Source organism: Enterobacter cloacae complex sp. SHL001, from assembly GCF_049236825.1.
GTDB classification, from domain to species: domain Bacteria; phylum Pseudomonadota; class Gammaproteobacteria; order Enterobacterales; family Enterobacteriaceae; genus Enterobacter; species Enterobacter hormaechei_C.
The window spans coordinates 329771-346585 of record NZ_JBMKIP010000004.1 but is presented as its reverse complement, the minus strand read 5'-3'; the positions used below and the strand labels follow the sequence as shown (position 1 = coordinate 346585).

General features: G+C 50.6%; 17 protein-coding genes and 1 pseudogene. 2 read left to right on the top strand and 16 right to left on the bottom strand.

Annotated elements, in window-relative coordinates; translation table 11 throughout:
* Positions 1-35 precede the first annotated feature (35 nt).
* From brxC to ACOTYH_RS13770, 5 genes are all read right to left on the bottom strand, one after another.
* Positions 36-3677 carry a BREX system P-loop protein BrxC gene (gene brxC / locus ACOTYH_RS13790; protein WP_058688926.1) on the bottom strand — a complete coding sequence of 1214 codons (3642 nt, stop codon included), beginning with the start codon at positions 3675-3677 and terminating at the stop codon, positions 36-38.
* A gap of 11 nt (positions 3678-3688) precedes the next feature.
* Entirely contained in the window at positions 3689-4291 is a 603-nt protein-coding gene (locus ACOTYH_RS13785; RefSeq protein WP_044865654.1) for a DUF1788 domain-containing protein, read from the bottom strand.
* Positions 4288-4890 (bottom strand): DUF1819 family protein, encoded by a 603-nt coding sequence (locus ACOTYH_RS13780; protein ID WP_086626232.1) that lies wholly within the window; start codon positions 4888-4890, stop codon positions 4288-4290. The genes ACOTYH_RS13785 and ACOTYH_RS13780 overlap by 4 nt, the downstream gene beginning before the upstream one ends.
* Positions 4891-5184: 294 nt before the next feature.
* Positions 5185-5775, bottom strand: a complete 591-nt coding sequence (locus ACOTYH_RS13775; RefSeq protein WP_058688928.1) for a class I SAM-dependent methyltransferase — start codon at positions 5773-5775, stop codon at positions 5185-5187.
* On the bottom strand, positions 5775-6788 hold the full coding sequence (locus tag ACOTYH_RS13770) for an HNH endonuclease (protein ID WP_421637787.1): 1014 nt from the start codon (positions 6786-6788) through the stop codon (positions 5775-5777). The genes ACOTYH_RS13775 and ACOTYH_RS13770 overlap by 1 nt, the downstream gene beginning before the upstream one ends.
* Before the next feature lie 448 nt (positions 6789-7236).
* On the opposite strand from ACOTYH_RS13770, the gene ACOTYH_RS13765 reads away from it, so the two are divergent.
* Positions 7237-7710, top strand: a complete 474-nt coding sequence (locus ACOTYH_RS13765) for a SymE family type I addiction module toxin (protein WP_421637786.1) — start codon at positions 7237-7239, stop codon at positions 7708-7710.
* A gap of 77 nt (positions 7711-7787) precedes the next feature.
* Here ACOTYH_RS13765 and ACOTYH_RS13760 read toward each other — a convergent pair whose 3' ends face one another.
* The 10 genes and pseudogenes from ACOTYH_RS13760 to ACOTYH_RS13715 all read right to left on the bottom strand — a co-directional run bounded on the left by ACOTYH_RS13760 (position 7788) and on the right by ACOTYH_RS13715 (position 15087).
* On the bottom strand, positions 7788-8159 hold the full coding sequence (locus ACOTYH_RS13760; RefSeq protein ID WP_248042673.1) for a hypothetical protein: 372 nt from the start codon (positions 8157-8159) through the stop codon (positions 7788-7790).
* A gap of 124 nt (positions 8160-8283) precedes the next feature.
* Positions 8284-8532, bottom strand: coding sequence for a bacteriocin immunity protein (locus ACOTYH_RS13755; RefSeq protein WP_077266469.1), 249 nt, complete (start codon positions 8530-8532; stop codon positions 8284-8286).
* Position 8533: 1 nt separating this feature from the next.
* Positions 8534-10192 carry an S-type pyocin domain-containing protein gene (locus tag ACOTYH_RS13750; protein WP_058688931.1) on the bottom strand — a complete coding sequence of 553 codons (1659 nt, stop codon included), beginning with the start codon at positions 10190-10192 and terminating at the stop codon, positions 8534-8536.
* 3 nt (positions 10193-10195) lie between these two features.
* The gene (locus tag ACOTYH_RS13745) at positions 10196-10678 is read right to left on the bottom strand and encodes a hypothetical protein (RefSeq protein ID WP_023303016.1); all 483 of its coding nucleotides are present in this window, start codon (positions 10676-10678) and stop codon (positions 10196-10198) included.
* A 488-nt stretch (positions 10679-11166) separates the two neighbouring features.
* Entirely contained in the window at positions 11167-11538 is a 372-nt protein-coding gene (locus tag ACOTYH_RS13740; protein WP_058689002.1) for a hypothetical protein, read from the bottom strand.
* 115 nt (positions 11539-11653) lie between these two features.
* Positions 11654-12132: pseudogene (locus tag ACOTYH_RS13735) on the bottom strand (Hcp family type VI secretion system effector).
* Between the two features lie 2 nt (positions 12133-12134).
* Positions 12135-12482, bottom strand: coding sequence for a hypothetical protein (locus ACOTYH_RS13730; protein WP_421637785.1), 348 nt, complete (start codon positions 12480-12482; stop codon positions 12135-12137).
* Positions 12475-13158, bottom strand: coding sequence for a hypothetical protein (locus ACOTYH_RS13725; RefSeq protein WP_421637784.1), 684 nt, complete (start codon positions 13156-13158; stop codon positions 12475-12477). The genes ACOTYH_RS13730 and ACOTYH_RS13725 overlap by 8 nt, the downstream gene beginning before the upstream one ends.
* Before the next feature lie 172 nt (positions 13159-13330).
* On the bottom strand, positions 13331-14335 hold the full coding sequence (gene trpS, locus ACOTYH_RS13720; RefSeq protein WP_086524230.1) for a tryptophan--tRNA ligase: 1005 nt from the start codon (positions 14333-14335) through the stop codon (positions 13331-13333).
* A 200-nt stretch (positions 14336-14535) separates the two neighbouring features.
* Complete coding sequence (locus ACOTYH_RS13715) at positions 14536-15087, bottom strand: hypothetical protein (protein WP_032634092.1); 552 nt, start codon at positions 15085-15087, stop codon at positions 14536-14538.
* 185 nt (positions 15088-15272) lie between these two features.
* Here ACOTYH_RS13715 and fosA point away from each other — a divergent pair, with 185 nt between their 5' ends.
* On the top strand, positions 15273-15698 hold the full coding sequence (gene fosA / locus ACOTYH_RS13710) for a FosA/FosA2 family fosfomycin resistance glutathione transferase (RefSeq protein ID WP_023303023.1): 426 nt from the start codon (positions 15273-15275) through the stop codon (positions 15696-15698).
* Here fosA and ACOTYH_RS13705 read toward each other — a convergent pair.
* The gene (locus ACOTYH_RS13705) at positions 15684-16691 is read right to left on the bottom strand and encodes a LacI family DNA-binding transcriptional regulator (RefSeq protein ID WP_421637783.1); all 1008 of its coding nucleotides are present in this window, start codon (positions 16689-16691) and stop codon (positions 15684-15686) included. The genes fosA and ACOTYH_RS13705 overlap by 15 nt on opposite strands.
* Positions 16692-16815: the final 124 nt, after the last annotated feature.

The window sequence follows — 16815 nt, the reverse complement described above, 5'->3', positions numbered from 1 at the left end:
GCAAAGGGCAGCAGAGCGCTGCCCTGAAATGTGGGTTACTGAAGACGAATCCGGTCACCTGCCTCAATGGCTGCCAGCAGGGCAGCACGAAGCGTATCAAGCGCTTTTTCAACCTGCTCGGCGGTTTCCAGCACTTCACTACCGGTGGCTTTGCGCATCTCGCTGGCTACATTCACCAGATGTGTTTTTTTCGGTACCGGTTGGATAACGGGTTTTTCTGCCACAACATAGGTCTGTTGTGATTCTGCAGCGCGTGTGGCTTCATTCGCTGCTCGTAGCTGGGCTTCCTGCTTTTTACGCAGCTCGTCGATCCACTGGTTAATCTTCTTCTCAGCATCCGTTTGCAGCGCTTTCGTCTCTTGCTGTTCCGCCAGAATTTCCGGAATCGAATGGCTGACCTCAGCGCGCTTTCTGGCTTTCTGCATTGGCTGCAGAACGCTGTTTTGCAGCTCCGATGTGGTATGCGCTTCCTGCAAGCGTTGACGACTCTCTTCGATGCGGGCGTCAATACGTTCCAGGGCGTGCTGGCGGTGCTGTTCAACTAACTGATGGTTAACGTTCTGAACCTGTTCAATCAGCGGCGTGATGCGATTGAGATGCTTGTAAGGCTCCGGCATCTGCCAGATGTTTTCCAGCTCACCTAACGCTTTTACCGCCACGGCGTCTTTTTCCAGTGCGCTGCGGTTGGATTTAAAGCTTCCGTTCAGCGCAGCCCCCAGCTTTTGCCAGGTGGTGAATTGCTTGCGGTAGAAATCGACCAAATCTTCGCGATCTTCACTGAAATCCAGCAGTTCATTTGCCAGGCTGGTGACCTTCTCAATCAGGGCAAAATCTTCTTTTTCACTCAGAATGGAATTCAGCAGGCGCAGGCCTGTTTCAATCTCATTTTTCCCTGGATTGTTTCCACCTTCCGCTTTTGCTCTGAAGACATTCAGCTCCTGCTTCCAGTCGTAGAAGACCTGGCGGATATGTTCAACCAGGGCGGGTTCTTCACGCTCGCTAAACGGCTGTTGGGCAATCTCCGCCATGGTTTGGGCGGCTTTGCGAATTTGTGATTCGTCGTGACGACGAATTTTGTGCAGACGTAGCTCGCTGTGGCGACGGCTGTTATTGAACAGCTCCCAAACCTGCTTACGCTCGATATTGTTATTCTGCTGGCTAAAGCTGAATTTGCCTTTACGCGCCAGGCGAGCAACCAGCAGCTTCACTTCTTCTTCTGGCCATCCATAAGGACGACGAGCAAAGTGGTTCAGAATATCGCGTAAATAGACCGGCTTATTGAACTCGATGTTCATGCTGACCCAGGTTTCCACTTCGCGCATTGCGTCGGGATTGGATTCTTCTGTGTCGCCCAGATCCAGTTCCGCATCATTTTCTAAAGTAAGCTGGTGATTAATCTCACGTGCGATTTCGCCATTGTAAGGACGCAACATTTTTAGCTTGCCGAACGTGTTTTCAATCACGTAACGGCAGGCTTCATCCACAATGCTGGATGGCGTCGAAGATTTCTTCGGTAAGCGCTCGCCAATCGCCCAGACGTCTGCTTCGGCAATAAGCGACTCCAGCTGGACGCGCAGCATTTTTTCGCGAACGCTGTTCTCGCGGGCTTTTTCTGAAAGCAGGCTGGCCTGTTCCGGGCGTTGTCCGGCGTTGTCCTTGAGGAATTTTTCGGTCTGAACGACTAAATCAATGTCGGTCCAGGTGCGCCCCTCCTCTGGGAGGCGAATCAAAATACAGCCATCACCTTCCGAAGTATAAGGACGGCAGGCGGCATCGCTGTTATAGAACGTATAGGTCGGATCTTTTGGTGTGAGGATTTTCACCACCAGATCGTTAAGCATCGCGCCGTCCAACGGGTGCCCGTTAAGGAAGCGGCTGATATCAAAGTCCTGCTTGTTAGCCGGGTAGCGATATTTGCGGTTTTTCAGAATGTCATCAAAGATGATCGATGCCAGTTTTTTATTGATTGCAGAGAAATCGACTTCGACGTTGCGGATCTCGTTCTCGATCTCTTTTTCTTCGTTGGTCAGGAACACGTATTTGTCTTCAACGCGTGCAATCAACATTTCCCGTTCCAGCTTGTTCAGGCTTTTCTCAACGCGACGGCGTAGTTCGACTTTATCGGTATCGATTTTATCGATAGAAAGGGTGACCAGGTTATCGAGTGTACTTTTCAGCACATCGACATAGCGGATCAGGAACAGTGTTTTCAGTAAGTTACCATCGAACTCATCAAGAATGCCATTCTGACAGGCCTGCGTGATGGTACGACTGACGGCTGGTTCCAGGAAGCTTTCAATCGCGGCATAAAAGCGCCAGAACGGCACCAGAGAATCCAGACCTTGCGGGGCGATTTGCTGCGCCGCAGTCTGGAACGCTTCTAACTGTGAGCGTTCACCCATGGCTAACTGTTTACCGGCGGCACCTTTGGTCCTGATAGACTCAAAAACCTTCTGCAGAATCTGGTAGTGCCACGGGACAAACGGGTAGTTATCAATAAATTCTTCTTCGCTGGTGTAGGGGCGCAAAGAAGCGGTGGTTGTAGGATCAAAGGCAAGCTGGTTGCGCAGAATGTCGCCTTTTTCCTGCCAGACTTTAGCCAGCGCGGGTTTTGCAGCATCGGTTTTCACCAGCAAACGTTTTTGGATAACTTCGGAGGTGTTGGAGCTTGAAAGCTGCAGGCGAGTTGAAAAGCGGCCCTGGATTTTAGAGAAGTCTTGTCCATCGCGGCTGCTCATCCCACCAATGGCCGCATTGATATCTGCCTGGGAGGTAACAATAACCCATGCGCGTCCACCGCAGATCACACCCAAGTTTTCAGTGATAGTCTGTAGCTTCAACATCATCTGCGTATTTTTACCGATGAACTGGCCGACCTCATCCACCATGAAGAGGATGTTTTTGCCGTTTTCATCCAGCCACTCTTTGACCCACTGGCAAAAATTATTGATATCTAATGGGAAGTTCTTATCCAGCTGTTCCACCCATTGACGCGAGGCGTCAACGCTTTGACCTGTGGCATGGCTTAGGGCTTCTGCCATTTCATCGCTGATGAAATAGTAGGAATCACGCTCTTTTTCCCAGCTTGAACCAGTGATAGTGGAGAATGCGGTCTTAAACGCGTCGTATTGGCCGCGTTTAGCCAGCTCACGCTCCAGATGGGCGATGTGCGGAAAATCAGCGCAGTAGCCAACCCGTTCGTTAAACACCTTCAGGAAGACTTTAAGGATAGCGTCTTCTTTGTCATCGACGTTAGCACGAGAATCAATATTGAACAGAATCACTTCCGTCGGATGATGGACCGCTTTGTTGATATCAGCGAGGAACAGAGAATCTTTGATTTTGTCTTCAAAGAAGGAGTATGCATTACGTTCTGTACCGTTATGGCTGACTTTGCGGTTAGACAATAGATACGACAGAATCTTGATAAAGTGTGATTTACCTGAGCCAAAGAACCCTGAAACCCATACGCCAATTTTGTTTTCCATGCGTATGCGCTCCGGACCGGTTGCCGGAACATAAGATTCGAAGAAATGGCGAAGATGTCCTTCCAGTTCCCGGGTGATGACGTATTCATCAAGCTCAATCCAGGCACTGGCATCGTCCGTCTGTTCGGCTTTCACAACGCCATTAATATTTCGGTCCAGACGTTTCTCAAAGATCTGTTCAATATTCATTGCTGTGCTCTTTAACGAGGATTCAATGTCGCCGCAGGCCCGCTTTCGGGTACCAGCCTGAAGGCGCGATAATAATTTCGGGAATCAATACCCGCCAGGGGGGAGAGATCGTGTCCGCTATAGGTTCCCGGATAAAACATCAACAGAGGGGTAAAACCCATTACGTCCTGCAAGGCGCTCATCAGCTCATGGCCACGAACCAGCGGCCAGGCATTACCCATGCCTGTCAGGATGACAAATTCTTGATTCTGAAGATCGACTTTTTTTGCTATGTAATCCGCGATCTTTTTCTGATTCAATAAGCCAACGAGTTGTTTTTTCAGCGCTTCGGTACCGACTTTCACTTCCTGCTGACAGACGCGCTCAAATAACCCACGTTCGGTGAGCATGTCGATAATGATCTGAAAGATGTTGAGGTGCGTGAACTTGTGGTCCTTTTCCAGATTACGGAAAAGATACTTCAGGTGTTCACGTACCTGTAGCTCATTCTGAGCAGGATAATCAAAAATCCAGAACCCAATCTCATTACCTGAGCCGTTGTTTTTGAGAAAGCGCTCTTCGCTAATGCGGCTCTGAACCTGTGACAGGCGGTATTCAAGCACGGGATCGATCACCGTTGCCCCTCCAGAATAGAAACCAATTCTTGTTGCCCGAGGCGCTGCAAGGTTGCCTGAGTTTCTGGTAAAAGAAAGACCGACTGTAAATTACGCCGACGTGGTGTATCCAGATAACCCGCCTCAGCCAGCGCTTTAACCAGGTTATTCCCCATTTTTTTGATGGATGAATCTGAGTAACTGGTGAGTACGGGCTGCTGGCGAAGATGGTTAGCCACAAACTCATCCCAGCTATCCATAGGAAGCTTTTCTTTAAACTGTCTGCGCAGGTCGTTCACCACTTCTGCCATGAAGTCTTTGACAACGGGTGAATGGAGAACCATGGCGACAAATAGTAATTGCTGACGCTCGCGCTCGCTCCCTTCAGCAATAAGTGACCACGCTGCTTTATCAAGCATGTTCAGGCGTAGTCTTATCGTTGTGGCATAGCGTTTCGCTGTATTGGCCGAGGAGGCTTGCAGAATGTTATGACCGACGATCTGCTCTTGCCAGGTCTGTTCATCGGGTACGGTAAGCATAAGTTCAGCGATGATTCGACTTTCCCTGCTCATCAGCGGCCCGCCTAACAGGTCTCCAATCCATGCCTTGTCGTTCTTCACCGTCATTTCTACCCTCTGAAAACTGCTATGCTGCTCGCAAAAAACAAATGCTGATTGTAATGGGGGAAGGGGCGGGACGCCATGAGAAAAGGCAAATTGTGAGAGGGCAAGGTCCGAATGATAGAGTGTTTATATCTTCCTGGTTCCCCGATGAGTAAGAATAGGCTCTTTTGTTGAGTGCGGACGGCAAGAACCGGTTAGACAAAGAGACCGAGCTCGAATGAGCGATCGCATTTGATCTATGGGACAACCACAAAGAATTAATGACAGGCTCCAATAGCCTACAAATCTAACTTACAATTTAAGGGCTTCTTTTCTTAATGTCCCATTCAGCCAAACCTCATTCCGTCCTGGACGATTATCCTTTGTAATCCATAGCATATTAATCACGACACCCGGAACCGCCCTCAGCAACTCCTGCAGCCCCTCTTCATCCAGATCCGTAAACCGTCTTTCACCCTGCACGCGATCACCTTTGCCATACTTAAAGGACACATACCATACGCCGCCAGGCTTAAGCGCATCCGCAAGCTTCTGCATCACTTCAGGCAACTCAGAAGAGGGGACATGCAGCAAAGAGGCACAACACCAGATCCCATCGTACTGCGCTTTACAGTCGATCTCTGAAAACGTCATCAGCTGCACGGGTAACCCGGAATGTTGCTTTGCCAGTTCCACCATCGCGGAAGAGGCATCAAAAGCATCCACAAGATAGCCCATCTCATGAAAGGCTTTTGCGTCCCGGCCTGAGCCGCAGCCCGCATCCAGAACCAGGGCACCGTGAGGCAGATGTTGGGTAAAGGCCTCGTAAAGCGGGGTCATATCGACATTGACCGTGCCATCGAAGAAATCCTGTGCGTGGTTTTGATAGTAGTGAAGTGTCATTAAAACGTAGCCTCGCCTTCCGCGTTGGGTTTCCAGGTATGGATAAGTTTGTCCAGCGCGGCCTGCCAGTTACGCTGAAGAAAGCTTTCCCGTGCTTCAGGACGCTGCCCTGTCTGTAGAACAATCGTCTCATGTAACGGCAGCTTGCTCTGAATAAAATACTCATTGCGGGTATGTAACCGCTGCAGGAGCCTGAGCTCGGGAATGCGTGCCGACTTGCCTTCAACGCCACGGTTACAGCACCGGCAGGCCAGCACTAAGTTCCATACGCCGTTAATATTGCTCACTTCCTGGCGGGCAGCCCAGGGAATAAAGTGGTCGACGTCTGCCAGAGCTGCGTCTCCCGGTACCAGGCTGATGGGTTTGAAGCAGTAAAAACACCGTCCTTTCTGGTAACCATTCAGGCTGTCGCGGCAACTGGTGATGTCTACGCGCCGCGCATTCACCCTCGTGAACAGCAGCTGATTATCTTCGTCGAACTCCACGCCCACAAGGTTACGTGAAATCCCCATCGACCAGGCCTGTTCCACCAGGTTCCAGCGGGCATTGGTTTCAAAGGAGAGGTTTTTATACTGCAGGCGTTCGCCCAGTGAATAGAAGTTATCCGTCAGGCGGATCCCGTTGTGGGTTTTGCGCTCATCAAGGAAAAAACGTTTATCGATCTCGCCCTGGTTCACGTAATGAAAGGCATCAATCACATTGTTAAAGCCAAGGCGCACCGTCGCTTCAATGAGCTGAGCGTGGGTGATTTCACCTCTGTTGAACTTCAGGCAGGTTTCCAGAAATTGACTGCTGCGGGAGGTGATCTGTTTTGGCGCATGTTTCAGGTGCTCGCAAAGATAGCGGCTGAACGGTACGGCAAGCTGGTCGAGCGTAATCAAATCGCTGCCCGTCTTATCCACTTCATACAACGCTGACGCCAGCGCAAATTTGTAAGATGCGACGTTCCTTCCAAAGAGGATCACACCACGCCAGTAGTTCTCAAGCGTCGGATCGGCCTGATAAAATTCCATCGATGAAGTCCTGTTACGGTTGGCTGGACAGGGCGTTACTAAAACCTGTAACAGGATCACATAACAAAATCAGGGTGATGTAAATCGTTAATCTATAGGTTTGATGAATTTTTGAGAGGTCAGAGAGGAAGTTATCGGGACAACCGATACGGCATTAGCGCAGGTTTATAAACGAACAGATATCTGGAAGAGGTGAGTCGAACAGGTTTCCAGCCGAAGCGTTGTCATTTCTCGAATTAAAACCTTATTTCCTGAATCCCCCTCGCAAATTTCAAATTTACCCCACCCCAAACCGCTGTATTTATATTCAGCCCTGTATAATGAGCACCAGAAATTACGCCGAACGGCAAAGGAAGTATCAAGGAATATTTAAAGAGAGAATTCGCGATATGAAGGTGCTGCAACACCCCCATACCGCTAACCACAAACAACTACTGAGGAGTTGAAAATGGCTGCGACGAATTTTAAGCCAGAGTTTGCTGTTTGCAAAACAGAATCAGACGCTTTCACCGACATGATTGAAAACCGCGAGCTGGTACGCAAAAACAGCGCCCGCCGTCTTCACGGCAACCAGACTAACGCGGCACCCGTCCACCCTCGCGCGGAAACGCCGCAGGACAGTGCCGCCTGTTGCGAACTGTATGCTCGCATAGACATGAAATATCTTTTGCTGGGTGGCGACTGGTTAACCCGTGCGGGCTTTATCAACGCCATGCCCGTAAAAATCCGCGCTATGAAAGACTGCATTGTGATTACGCCACAGCATACAAGAGAATTATGGGGATGCCTGGAAGGGATGAGCGTGGTGAATATAAATAAACAGAAAGTCGCGCAGTGGTTGAAGACGTTTCCGGGAGCGCTAAATGATACCGGGGATATACCCGTTGTGAAGCGGGGAATCGGGCAAGCGATGCCTGAGTAGTTCTGGCTTCCTGCCTTATATTCCTGGAGCAATAAAACAATACGGGCATGTCATCCCATGCCCGTTTTAAGTAAAAATCACTCGTGCTTTACCTGTTCTTTCACAGCCTTAACCAGCACAGCGTGAAGTTCGCCAACGGTTAAATCGCGTATCACAGGTTCGGGTATGCCACGCACCCAGCGCATAAACCTACAGATGCCAAAAAAATCTACACCTTCACCCGTAAACAGATACTCGTTATCAGCAAGAGAGAACGTTTTCCTATAGCCATCCTCTTCCGTGGCAAGCTGAACGCCAAAAGCTTCTTCGCAGTCTTCCAGTAGGTCTTCGCCATCCATACCGCAAATATGCAAATCGGCCTCAATCCAGGTGTTGCTATCAATAGGTTTACGATGTATCCCAGATGACTCACGTACGACCTCAATAACTTGTGCGAGAGTAGGTTCCATTTACAAAATATTCCGTATTCGTTAGTTTCAATTGGCTTTCCGGAACTTACCGGAACTTAACAGTCACCCGCTATTCGATAAGGTGCGAAGTAGAGTACTGGTCCAGAAAGCATGATTATCTTTGCTATGGTTTGAAACCGGATTTACCATTTTCCCTACGCCACTCCTTTACTTCCTGAACTACACCTTCGGGGCTGTCTTCTCTATCTTCTCGTGGATAGTAAATAAGATCGGAACCATCAGGGTGCTCAGTCAATCGTTTGAATTCGAGGATATTTTTTATATCTTCAGCTTCAGTGGTGGCAGTGACATCAAACAATTTTCTTACGAAATTAAGGAACTCGTATTCTGTATAATCACTTATCGTTTTCAATTTATGCCCCTCGATGAATTTCAATATGACGTTTAGGGGTCACTATCCCCATATTATCAATGTTGTATACTTCACCACCCTCAACTATAGGTTTTATGTGGTGAATCTCATATTTCACTTTACCGCCTACCTGCTCATTTTCTCGTGGTGACGGTGCTTTCCCTACCTTGATGTTACCAGTATTCCCTCGGTTGAATTGCTCCAGCAGTCCCGGATCCCTCGATACCTCCAGCCAAAATGCCTTACGAAACTGGTCAAAGTCCGTAAATGTCTGCCCACGTAATCGATCCGCTATCTGGCTTGGAATAGGAGACCCATTCCCCGTATTCGCATCAGATAACCAAATGCCGCTAATCTTCTGTCCCTTGCCTGTGACCTGTCCGGGATTGTGGCGGATATAGACATAAATCGGCGGCACCCCGCCCACCGGCAGAATCAGAATATAATCCGCAAACGTCTTCTCTTCCGGTGTCGGGCTAGTCGTCACACCAATCGCCGTATCCTCCGGTAGCGGATCAACCACAACCGGGTTCGGTATCCGTACCGGGTTCTGATTGCCCGTATCCCACGGCTTATTCTCTCCGGTGCGGTCCGGTGTCCAGATAATGGTGATACCGGGGTCTTCTTCGGTGGTAAAGGTGTAAGCCTGGCGTCGGCTATCCCACTCCATCCTGCGAACGCGCACGCTGTCTTTGCCCGGCGGCGTATGCCAGCCGCGCGGTGTCGGGTTACCGCTGGCGTCGTTCTCCCAAGTGAAGCGAACGCGGGTAGGGGCTTCCCGCATCTGCTCGGCGCGCATCCTGTCGATAAAATCCTGCTCTCCGTCGTTTAGCTTGCCGGGATACATCCCTATCAGCAGCCCTGCGACAGGTGCACCAAGGCCTCCCATGGCTATCTCGCCAAGTGCAGCGCCGCGCACGGCCCATGTGCCGGAAATGACAGTACGCCCGCTAACCAGTACGAGTTCGCTGGCATCGGCTATCGCGTTCCGCGCGGTCCAGGCCCTTTCTTCGGCTGCAACGGCAGCCTGATAGTCCATCTCCTCGTGATGCCCATTCCACCAGAGATAAAGCGCGCTGCGTTGCTTTGGTTTTGGGATCGCCTTACGCTTTGCCGCCTGGGCGTGTTGCGGGGCATTGTTGGGTATGGCCTGGTAAAACGCCATTTCGGCGAAGTTGGTGTGCGGCTCACTGCCGGTGCCTGCATCGTTACAGCCTTCACCGCGCAGGCAGGATTTCGCAAAGACCCGGTTGCGATCGCGTTCTTCTGCTTGTCGCTGCGCCTCGGCTTCTTCCTCTTTTCGGCGTGCCGCGAGCATGGCCTGATGCTTTTCCTGTGCGATCTGTTCAGGAGAGGGACCGGAGCCGAGCCACTCTCCCGATGGGGCGATCACGCGGTTGGTTCCGTGCGGGCAGCCACAAATGACGACAGAACCATCGACGGCTGAGGCTTGCCCCATCCAGTTAACGCGAGGTTCGCCGTCTGCAACAAAGCCCTGCTTGCCGCATTTAGGGCATGCCGTCGTTTTATCGCCAACGCGGATAACGCCGCGACCGTGCTCGGTGCAGTTGGGCAAGGTGCTACAGCATATTGCGCCGGTGGTCGTTCTGTCGCCGTGTAGCGCCTGACCGCGGCCGTAGTTCGTTGAACGATAGCCCATGGCCTATTCTCCGGGCCAGGTTAAGAAATCCTCTTGAGGTGGAATACCTTCGCGGGTGACCAGATAAGTACTGCCGAGCGGTGTGCTGATAATCTCGTCATCGTTATCAAGCAGGCTGCCGACCAGCGCAACGCCCTGATGCCTCCAGGAAAACGCTTCTCCTGCTGAGGTCATAATCGTGGCGAGCGTTCCATCCGGATAGGCCACACAATCCCCTTCGACAATCACGCTGGTGTAACTCCCATCGTCCATGAGCATTGTGGCTTCACGATCGACGGGAAGAACAACGCCGCCCAGTCGGGTCTGGCTGCCAGCCGTGGCGATCCGCCAGATGGCGGTGACGGGATGTTGTCGATGAAAGGCTTCCTGTTCGGCAATGATGGCGCGTGCGTCCTCGGGCATGGCGGCCAGTTCTTCATAGGTAAAAGGGGAACGATCTATTTCCGCTTTCAACTCAGCGGTAAATTCATTGGTATAAAGCTGCATGACAATTCCTTGTAGGGGCAGAAGAGTAAATGCAGCAATGTTAGGTTTTAGCCTGTAAGGCGAATATACATAAAGTGGTTAATAAGCCGGGCTAAAATCCGAAATAAATATCCAGATTGATATTGGTCATCTTTTAAAGATGGGATAGTAATGGTTCCTGTTAATTATAAATGTAATATTCGCTGAATTGCCGATAAATAATATTATGCAGCGTATGTGTTTTAAAATGGGAGTGTTAGAAATCCTGTGTCATTCCAGTAATATAAAATCAAAAAGGAATAACATTTGTCCTAACCCTTTGATTGCGACAAAAACCTTAGGGCTCCCTGGCCTGGCCATGCTCTGACTTGTAAGACTGGTATTTTAATTCGGATAATCAAATAGTTAACGGTTGATGCGACATATGAATCTCTTTATCCCGCCTCATGTAATCCTTGAAGCAATAAAACGATACGGGCACGTTATCCCATGCCCGTAATCTTCAGAAATCACTCGTGCTTTACCTGCTCTTTCACAGCCTTAACCAGCACAGCGTGAAGTTCGCCGACGGTTAAATCGCGTATAACAGGTTCTGGTATGCCACGTACCCAGCGGATAAACCGACAGATGCCAAAAAAGTCTATACCTTCACCCGTAAACAGATACTCATTCTCCGCGAGAGAGAACGTTTTCCTATAGCCATCCTCTTCCGTGGCAAGCTGAACGCCAAACGCTTCTTCGCAGTCTTCCAGTAGGTCTTCGCCGTCCATACCGCAAATATGCAAATCGGCCTCAATCAACGTATTGCTATCGATAGATTTACGATGCTCCCCTGAGGAGTTTCGAACAACCTCAATAACTTGTGAGAGAGTGGGTTCCACCATGATGCTCTCCTTTAAAGCGGTAGAAATCATCGCCAGCGCTTTCCGGCGGCGTTCCGCTTGGTCGGACCGACAAGAACAACGTTACCCCGGCCCGAGAAATTTTCAAGTCAGTTCAGGCGATCGCCATATGATTCCAGCATCTCTGTAAACTATATTCCCGTCACAGTGTTTCCAGGTGATTGCTTCATATCTTAGCTCGATCGTCTCTGAATGCGTTCCTGTTCCAGAACTCGGGAACAGATTTGGCGTAATCCCCGTGATTTTTACATTCTCCAGGATAATGTTGAAATATTCTCTCTCGATTCCTGCATCATCAATTTGATACATTTTTATCGTAGCCGATTTTAGCGTTTGGTTTTCACACAGTGCCCTGATAAGAACCGGAGTTGTTTTATCAAACTCTTTCTGAACAGCAATCGGTGTATGTACACGGGTACCTGTTAGTCGGCCTGTATTTCCACTCACAGGAATGGTGAGGTGATGAGCGACTGCCTTTAATTCAATAGCACCTAACCGACCGGACACCATGGAACCTCCTACGACGGGTGAGCCATTAGCATCGGTTAACCATAGATATGCTGGATTTGACATGATTATTCCTCATCTATATTTACAAAAGAAGGTAGGTGCAACATCGCCACGACCCATATGAATAAGCCAATTATTTTCAGCGGCCATGGTTGAAGGACAGCTATACAAGCAAATGCACCGATGATAAGTAAGGGACCTGATAACACATCCAGGACCCCGCCAAAAATATGTATCTTTCCTGGCAGTAATTTATTCATTACTAATGAAATAAGGTAGGCACTTAGGGTAATGATGCAAAAGGCGATTGTTTTATCATGCCAGGTTTCGAATTCAACCCAGCTAAGGATATAGGCTAAAACTAAATATGAGCAAAGAAGCAGGTTTATAATTGGGGTGATAAACTTACTCATACGCGCCTGCCGTAGTGTGTGCAGTTAGTTTTTCATTAACTTTCTTCATGATTTGATTAAATACAGGTTTTCCTTCTGAATAACCTGCATGGATAGCATCTACGAAAGGCTGGACGGCATCAGCGAACAGAAAATAAAGTAAGTCATAGTCTATTGGTCTCAGAAGTTGATATACTTCTGGGGCTTCTGCTTTGAGTCTGTCAGATGTTCTAATTGATCGTTCAGCCATTCCCCCAAACAAAAGGAGTGTGCTCAGTGCCGTGATTGGGTTACTTTTCCCTTTGAAAACAATAAACGTGAAGGACGTTCTTTCAATGACATGCTTTGCGATAGTTGATGCAATAATATTGGTTGATATTCTACCTGCAATTGAAGTCATTACAGATCTGTATATTTTATCCTGCTCCGCTTCCGTTAAATATCTGTTGAATTCTTTAAGTATAACTTTGACGGCGCTGACAATATTCTCGTAATTCAAAATGTCATTTTTTATGGCAGTAATCATTCGTATGCGTTGAGTTTCACGAGCATATCTGGTATCCGTGTCAAAGATACCATAAACCAGATATCCATAATCTAGCGGTACAGATAACCCTCCATTTATAAGCCCAGTAACTGTATCAGGAGAAGCGATAATGTTGCATAATCTCCGGGCTATATCTTCTACATCAGCCATAATAATCCTTTAAATGCGCAATAAAGGATTTATCAATGTAATATTAATGTGATTGAAGCAATTTATCTTATCTAAATAAGGAATTAAGAATTGTTAGAGGTATCAATTTCATCTTTAATGAGATAATCAGCGGCTTCGTGCCAATCCCACGCACTCCACCGCTAAATCTACTTTAACTAAACACCGGCACCCCCAGCCCCACCTTCACCTCCCTCAACGTCGCCTGCGTCACCCCCTGCGCCCGTTCCGTCCCGCGCTTCAGCATCGCCATCAACTCCCCCTTGTCCTGCATATACATCGCCCGCCGCTCCCGCATTGGCGCAATCAGCTCCTGCAAACACGCCTCCAGCTCGTTCTTACACACCCTGTCGCCCAGCCCGCCCGCCTGATAATGCGCCTTCATCGCCGCCACTTTCTCCTTGTCCGGATGAAACGCGTCGAGGTACGTAAACACCACATTCCCCTCAATCTGCCCCGGGGCGCTCACCTTCAGATGGTTCGGGTCGGTGTACATGGCGCTGACCGCACGGTGAATGGTCTCTTCGCTGGCCGAAAGGTGCAGCGTGTTGCCCAGCGATTTCGACATCTTGGCGCTGCCGTCGATGCCGGGCAGGCGGCTGGTGTCGCTCAGCATCGCCTTGCAGCGGCGCAGCACCGGGGCGGGCAGCAGGCTGTTCATCTTGTGCACAATCTCGTTGGTCTGCTCAATCATCGGCAGCTGGTCGTCGCCGACGGGCACGCACTCGGCCTTGAACGCGGTGATGTCCGCCGCCTGGCTGATGGGGTAGGCCATAAACCCGACCGGCAGCGAGCGGGCGAAGCCTTTCTGCGCAATCTCGTTTTTCACCGTCGGGTTACGCTCCACGCGGGCGACGGTGACGATGTTCATATACAGCATCGTCAGCTCGGCAAGGGCGGGCAGGGCGGACTGCAGGCAGATGGTGGTCTGGTTCGGGTCAATGCCCGCGGCGAGGTAGTCGGCCAGCACTTCGGGGATGTTGTCGCGAATTTTTTGCGGGTTGCTGCCGTTGTCGGTCAGCCCCTGAAGGTCAGCAATCAGCACAAACTGGTTGTGGGTGTGCTGGAGCGCCACGCGCTGGCGCAGCGATCCGACGAAATGACCGAGGTGCAGCGGGCCGGTTGGGCGATCGCCGGTGAGGATGGTGGGTGCGTTCATAAAGACTCCTTAATGTGCAGTAGCCGAAAGGGGTCTTAGAAATGTGAAAGCCGCCTTTCGGCGGCTATCTGAAAATGAGGAAAACTACTCCGTGCCGCCTTTAAGAAGGCAGCCACCAGCGGTTTACGGTGAGCACGGCGTGGTTTATGTTCATAGAACTACAGTATCATAATTATTGAACAATTCAATTGCATCCTTCTCTACTTTAAAATGGTTACGATAAGGTTTGCCAAACCCAAGCCTACAGCTACGATTATAACTAACCTTAACTGCTCTATCTTTTTACGCTGTGATATGGCTTCTACTTGCAATGTTTTTATATAGTTTAATGCTGTATCAACATTTCCATTTTGCGTATTTGGTGTGACGTCGACCGTCTTAATATTCTCAGCATGGTTGGCGAGTACACCTCCTCCGGCTCCGGCACAAACAAAAAAAGCCATTTGAGTAAATATAGCAAGGTTCTCGTTGAAATCAGGGGTCATTAAGTCTTTATAGTTTTTTTGGAACAGTTCTGGAATTCCTAATCCCATGAATATCCCAAAGAAAATGAGAGAAACCCCTTTTTCAACGCGCGAAAGACGCTTGCTTTCCAGAAGTGATATAAATGCTAAAAAAAGCCCACCCAACAAAAAAAGCCATGCGGTTTCAAGGCTGGTATACCGCGTTATACTACAACCGATAATTATTAAGAAGAAAGAAATTATGAATGTCTGAAGATTACTTAAACGGTATTTTATGATTTTTTTCATTTGGTTATATGTCCGAGGTATATAATAGCGAGTATCATATAACAAGATCCTCTGCATCTACTGCTGTCAATTATGGGGGGGGCTAAATATGGAGTTCACTTAATGCAAATTACTCCGAAATGCTTTTGAAAAGGCTCTGTAGAGGTAAGATCAATTAACTAAATTTCAGTCATGCGGGGCACGTCATGCTGCAATCACTCAACCACCTGACCCTTGCGGTCAGCGACCTGCAAAAGAGCGTCACCTTCTGGCACGAGCTGCTGGGGCTTGCGCTGCACGCCCGCTGGAATACCGGGGCCTATCTCACCTGCGGCGATCTGTGGGTCTGCCTGTCGTACGACGAGGCGCGCCAGTACGTGCCGCCGCAGGAGAGCGACTACACCCACTACGCGTTTACCGTGGCGGAGGAGGATTTTGAACCGTTCTCGCAAAGGCTTGAGCAGGCGGGCGTCACCGTCTGGAAGCAGAACAAAAGCGAGGGGGCGTCGTTCTATTTTCTCGACCCGGACGGGCACAAGCTGGAGCTGCACGTGGGCAGCCTCGCCGCGCGGCTGGCGGCGTGTCGCGAGAAGCCCTACGCGGGCATGGTGTTTACCTCAGACGAGGCTTGAGGCGCGCACTTTCAGCCTGCCCGCCAGCGTCACGTGCGTGGCAGCATCTTCCTGATTGCACAGGTACTCCACCGCCAGCCGTCCCAGCTCGCTGTAGGGCAGTTGGATGCTGGTCAGCGGCGGGGTCAACTGCTCGGAGATCTTCTGGTCGTCGTAGCCCGCCAGCAGCATATCCTGCGGGATGCACACACCGTTCACCGCCAGCGCCTGATAGCAGCCAATCGCCAGCCAGTCGCTGGCGCAGAAGATGGCGTCCGGGCGCTCGGCCAGTTCCAGCAGCGAAGCTGTCGCGGTAAAGGACTCGCTGAACTGCCAGTTGGTCTGGCGCACCAGACCGTCGTCGCACGCCAGTCCGGCCTGCTGTAATGCCGCCTGGTAGCCCGCCAGACGCTGGCGCGAGGCCTCCATCCAGCTCTCGCCGGTGATGTGGGCGATGCGCGTGGCGCCGCAGGCGATGAGGTGTCTGGTAACCTGGAAAGCGTTGGCGTAGTCGTCCGGAATAAACGACGGCAGCAGCGGCGAGCCGGGGTCGCGCTGGTTGAGCAGCACCAGCGGGATGCGGGTGCAGTCCTGGAATGCCGTCATATCGACGACGTTCGTGACCGGAGAGGCAAGGATAATCCCGATGCAGTTGCGCTTGTCCAGCTGGCGGATGATGTTCAGGGCCAGCTCCACGTCGTCGCCGTAGTCGTAGACGGTGAGCAGGGTCTCGTTGCGCCACGCCGCTTCCCGCGCCTGGCTGATGGCGTCGATAAACGGGTCGAAGCTCTGCATGGAGCTGACCAGCAGGGCGATCTCCTCCTGGTTGCGCGGGGCGTGAACGGCGGGGAGGCGGTCGTAGCCGAGCTCGGTGGCGACGCCAATCACCCGCTGGCGGGTATCGTCGCTGAGCTTGATGTTGCGGGACTGGTTAAGCACCAGCGATACCGTCGCCTGCGACACCCCTGCCGCCCGCGCAATATCGTTCATCGTCACTTTTGTTTTTCGCTTCATCCGTCCTCTCCCTTTCGCGATTTCGCATCATACCCTAACCGCACGCTTTAGCGCCGTCGATCACGTTTCTCATCCATCGAAGCGTGAACTTTGTGAGAGGCGTCGCTTTTCTGAGCGCCACGAT

Excerpts from the sequence above, each read along its gene's own strand:
- ACOTYH_RS13725 (WP_421637784.1), bottom strand. The coding sequence starts at position 13,158 with ATGGCTGATGTAGAAGATATAGCCCGGAGATTATGCAACATTATCGCT.
- ACOTYH_RS13715 (WP_032634092.1), bottom strand. The coding sequence starts at position 15,087 with ATGAAAAAAATCATAAAATACCGTTTAAGTAATCTTCAGACATTCATA.
- fosA (WP_023303023.1), top strand. The coding sequence starts at position 15,273 with ATGCTGCAATCACTCAACCACCTGACCCTTGCGGTCAGCGACCTGCAA.
- ACOTYH_RS13730 (WP_421637785.1), bottom strand. The coding sequence starts at position 12,482 with ATGAGTAAGTTTATCACCCCAATTATAAACCTGCTTCTTTGCTCATAT.
- trpS (WP_086524230.1), bottom strand. The coding sequence starts at position 14,335 with ATGAACGCACCCACCATCCTCACCGGCGATCGCCCAACCGGCCCGCTG.
- ACOTYH_RS13745 (WP_023303016.1), bottom strand. The coding sequence starts at position 10,678 with ATGCAGCTTTATACCAATGAATTTACCGCTGAGTTGAAAGCGGAAATA.
- ACOTYH_RS13750 (WP_058688931.1), bottom strand. The coding sequence starts at position 10,192 with ATGGGCTATCGTTCAACGAACTACGGCCGCGGTCAGGCGCTACACGGC.
- ACOTYH_RS13770 (WP_421637787.1), bottom strand. The coding sequence starts at position 6,788 with ATGGAATTTTATCAGGCCGATCCGACGCTTGAGAACTACTGGCGTGGT.
- ACOTYH_RS13775 (WP_058688928.1), bottom strand. The coding sequence starts at position 5,775 with ATGACACTTCACTACTATCAAAACCACGCACAGGATTTCTTCGATGGC.
- ACOTYH_RS13705 (WP_421637783.1), bottom strand. The coding sequence starts at position 16,691 with ATGAAGCGAAAAACAAAAGTGACGATGAACGATATTGCGCGGGCGGCA.
- brxC (WP_058688926.1), bottom strand. The coding sequence starts at position 3,677 with ATGAATATTGAACAGATCTTTGAGAAACGTCTGGACCGAAATATTAAT.
- ACOTYH_RS13760 (WP_248042673.1), bottom strand. The coding sequence starts at position 8,159 with ATGGAACCTACTCTCGCACAAGTTATTGAGGTCGTACGTGAGTCATCT.
- ACOTYH_RS13765 (WP_421637786.1), top strand. The coding sequence starts at position 7,237 with ATGGCTGCGACGAATTTTAAGCCAGAGTTTGCTGTTTGCAAAACAGAA.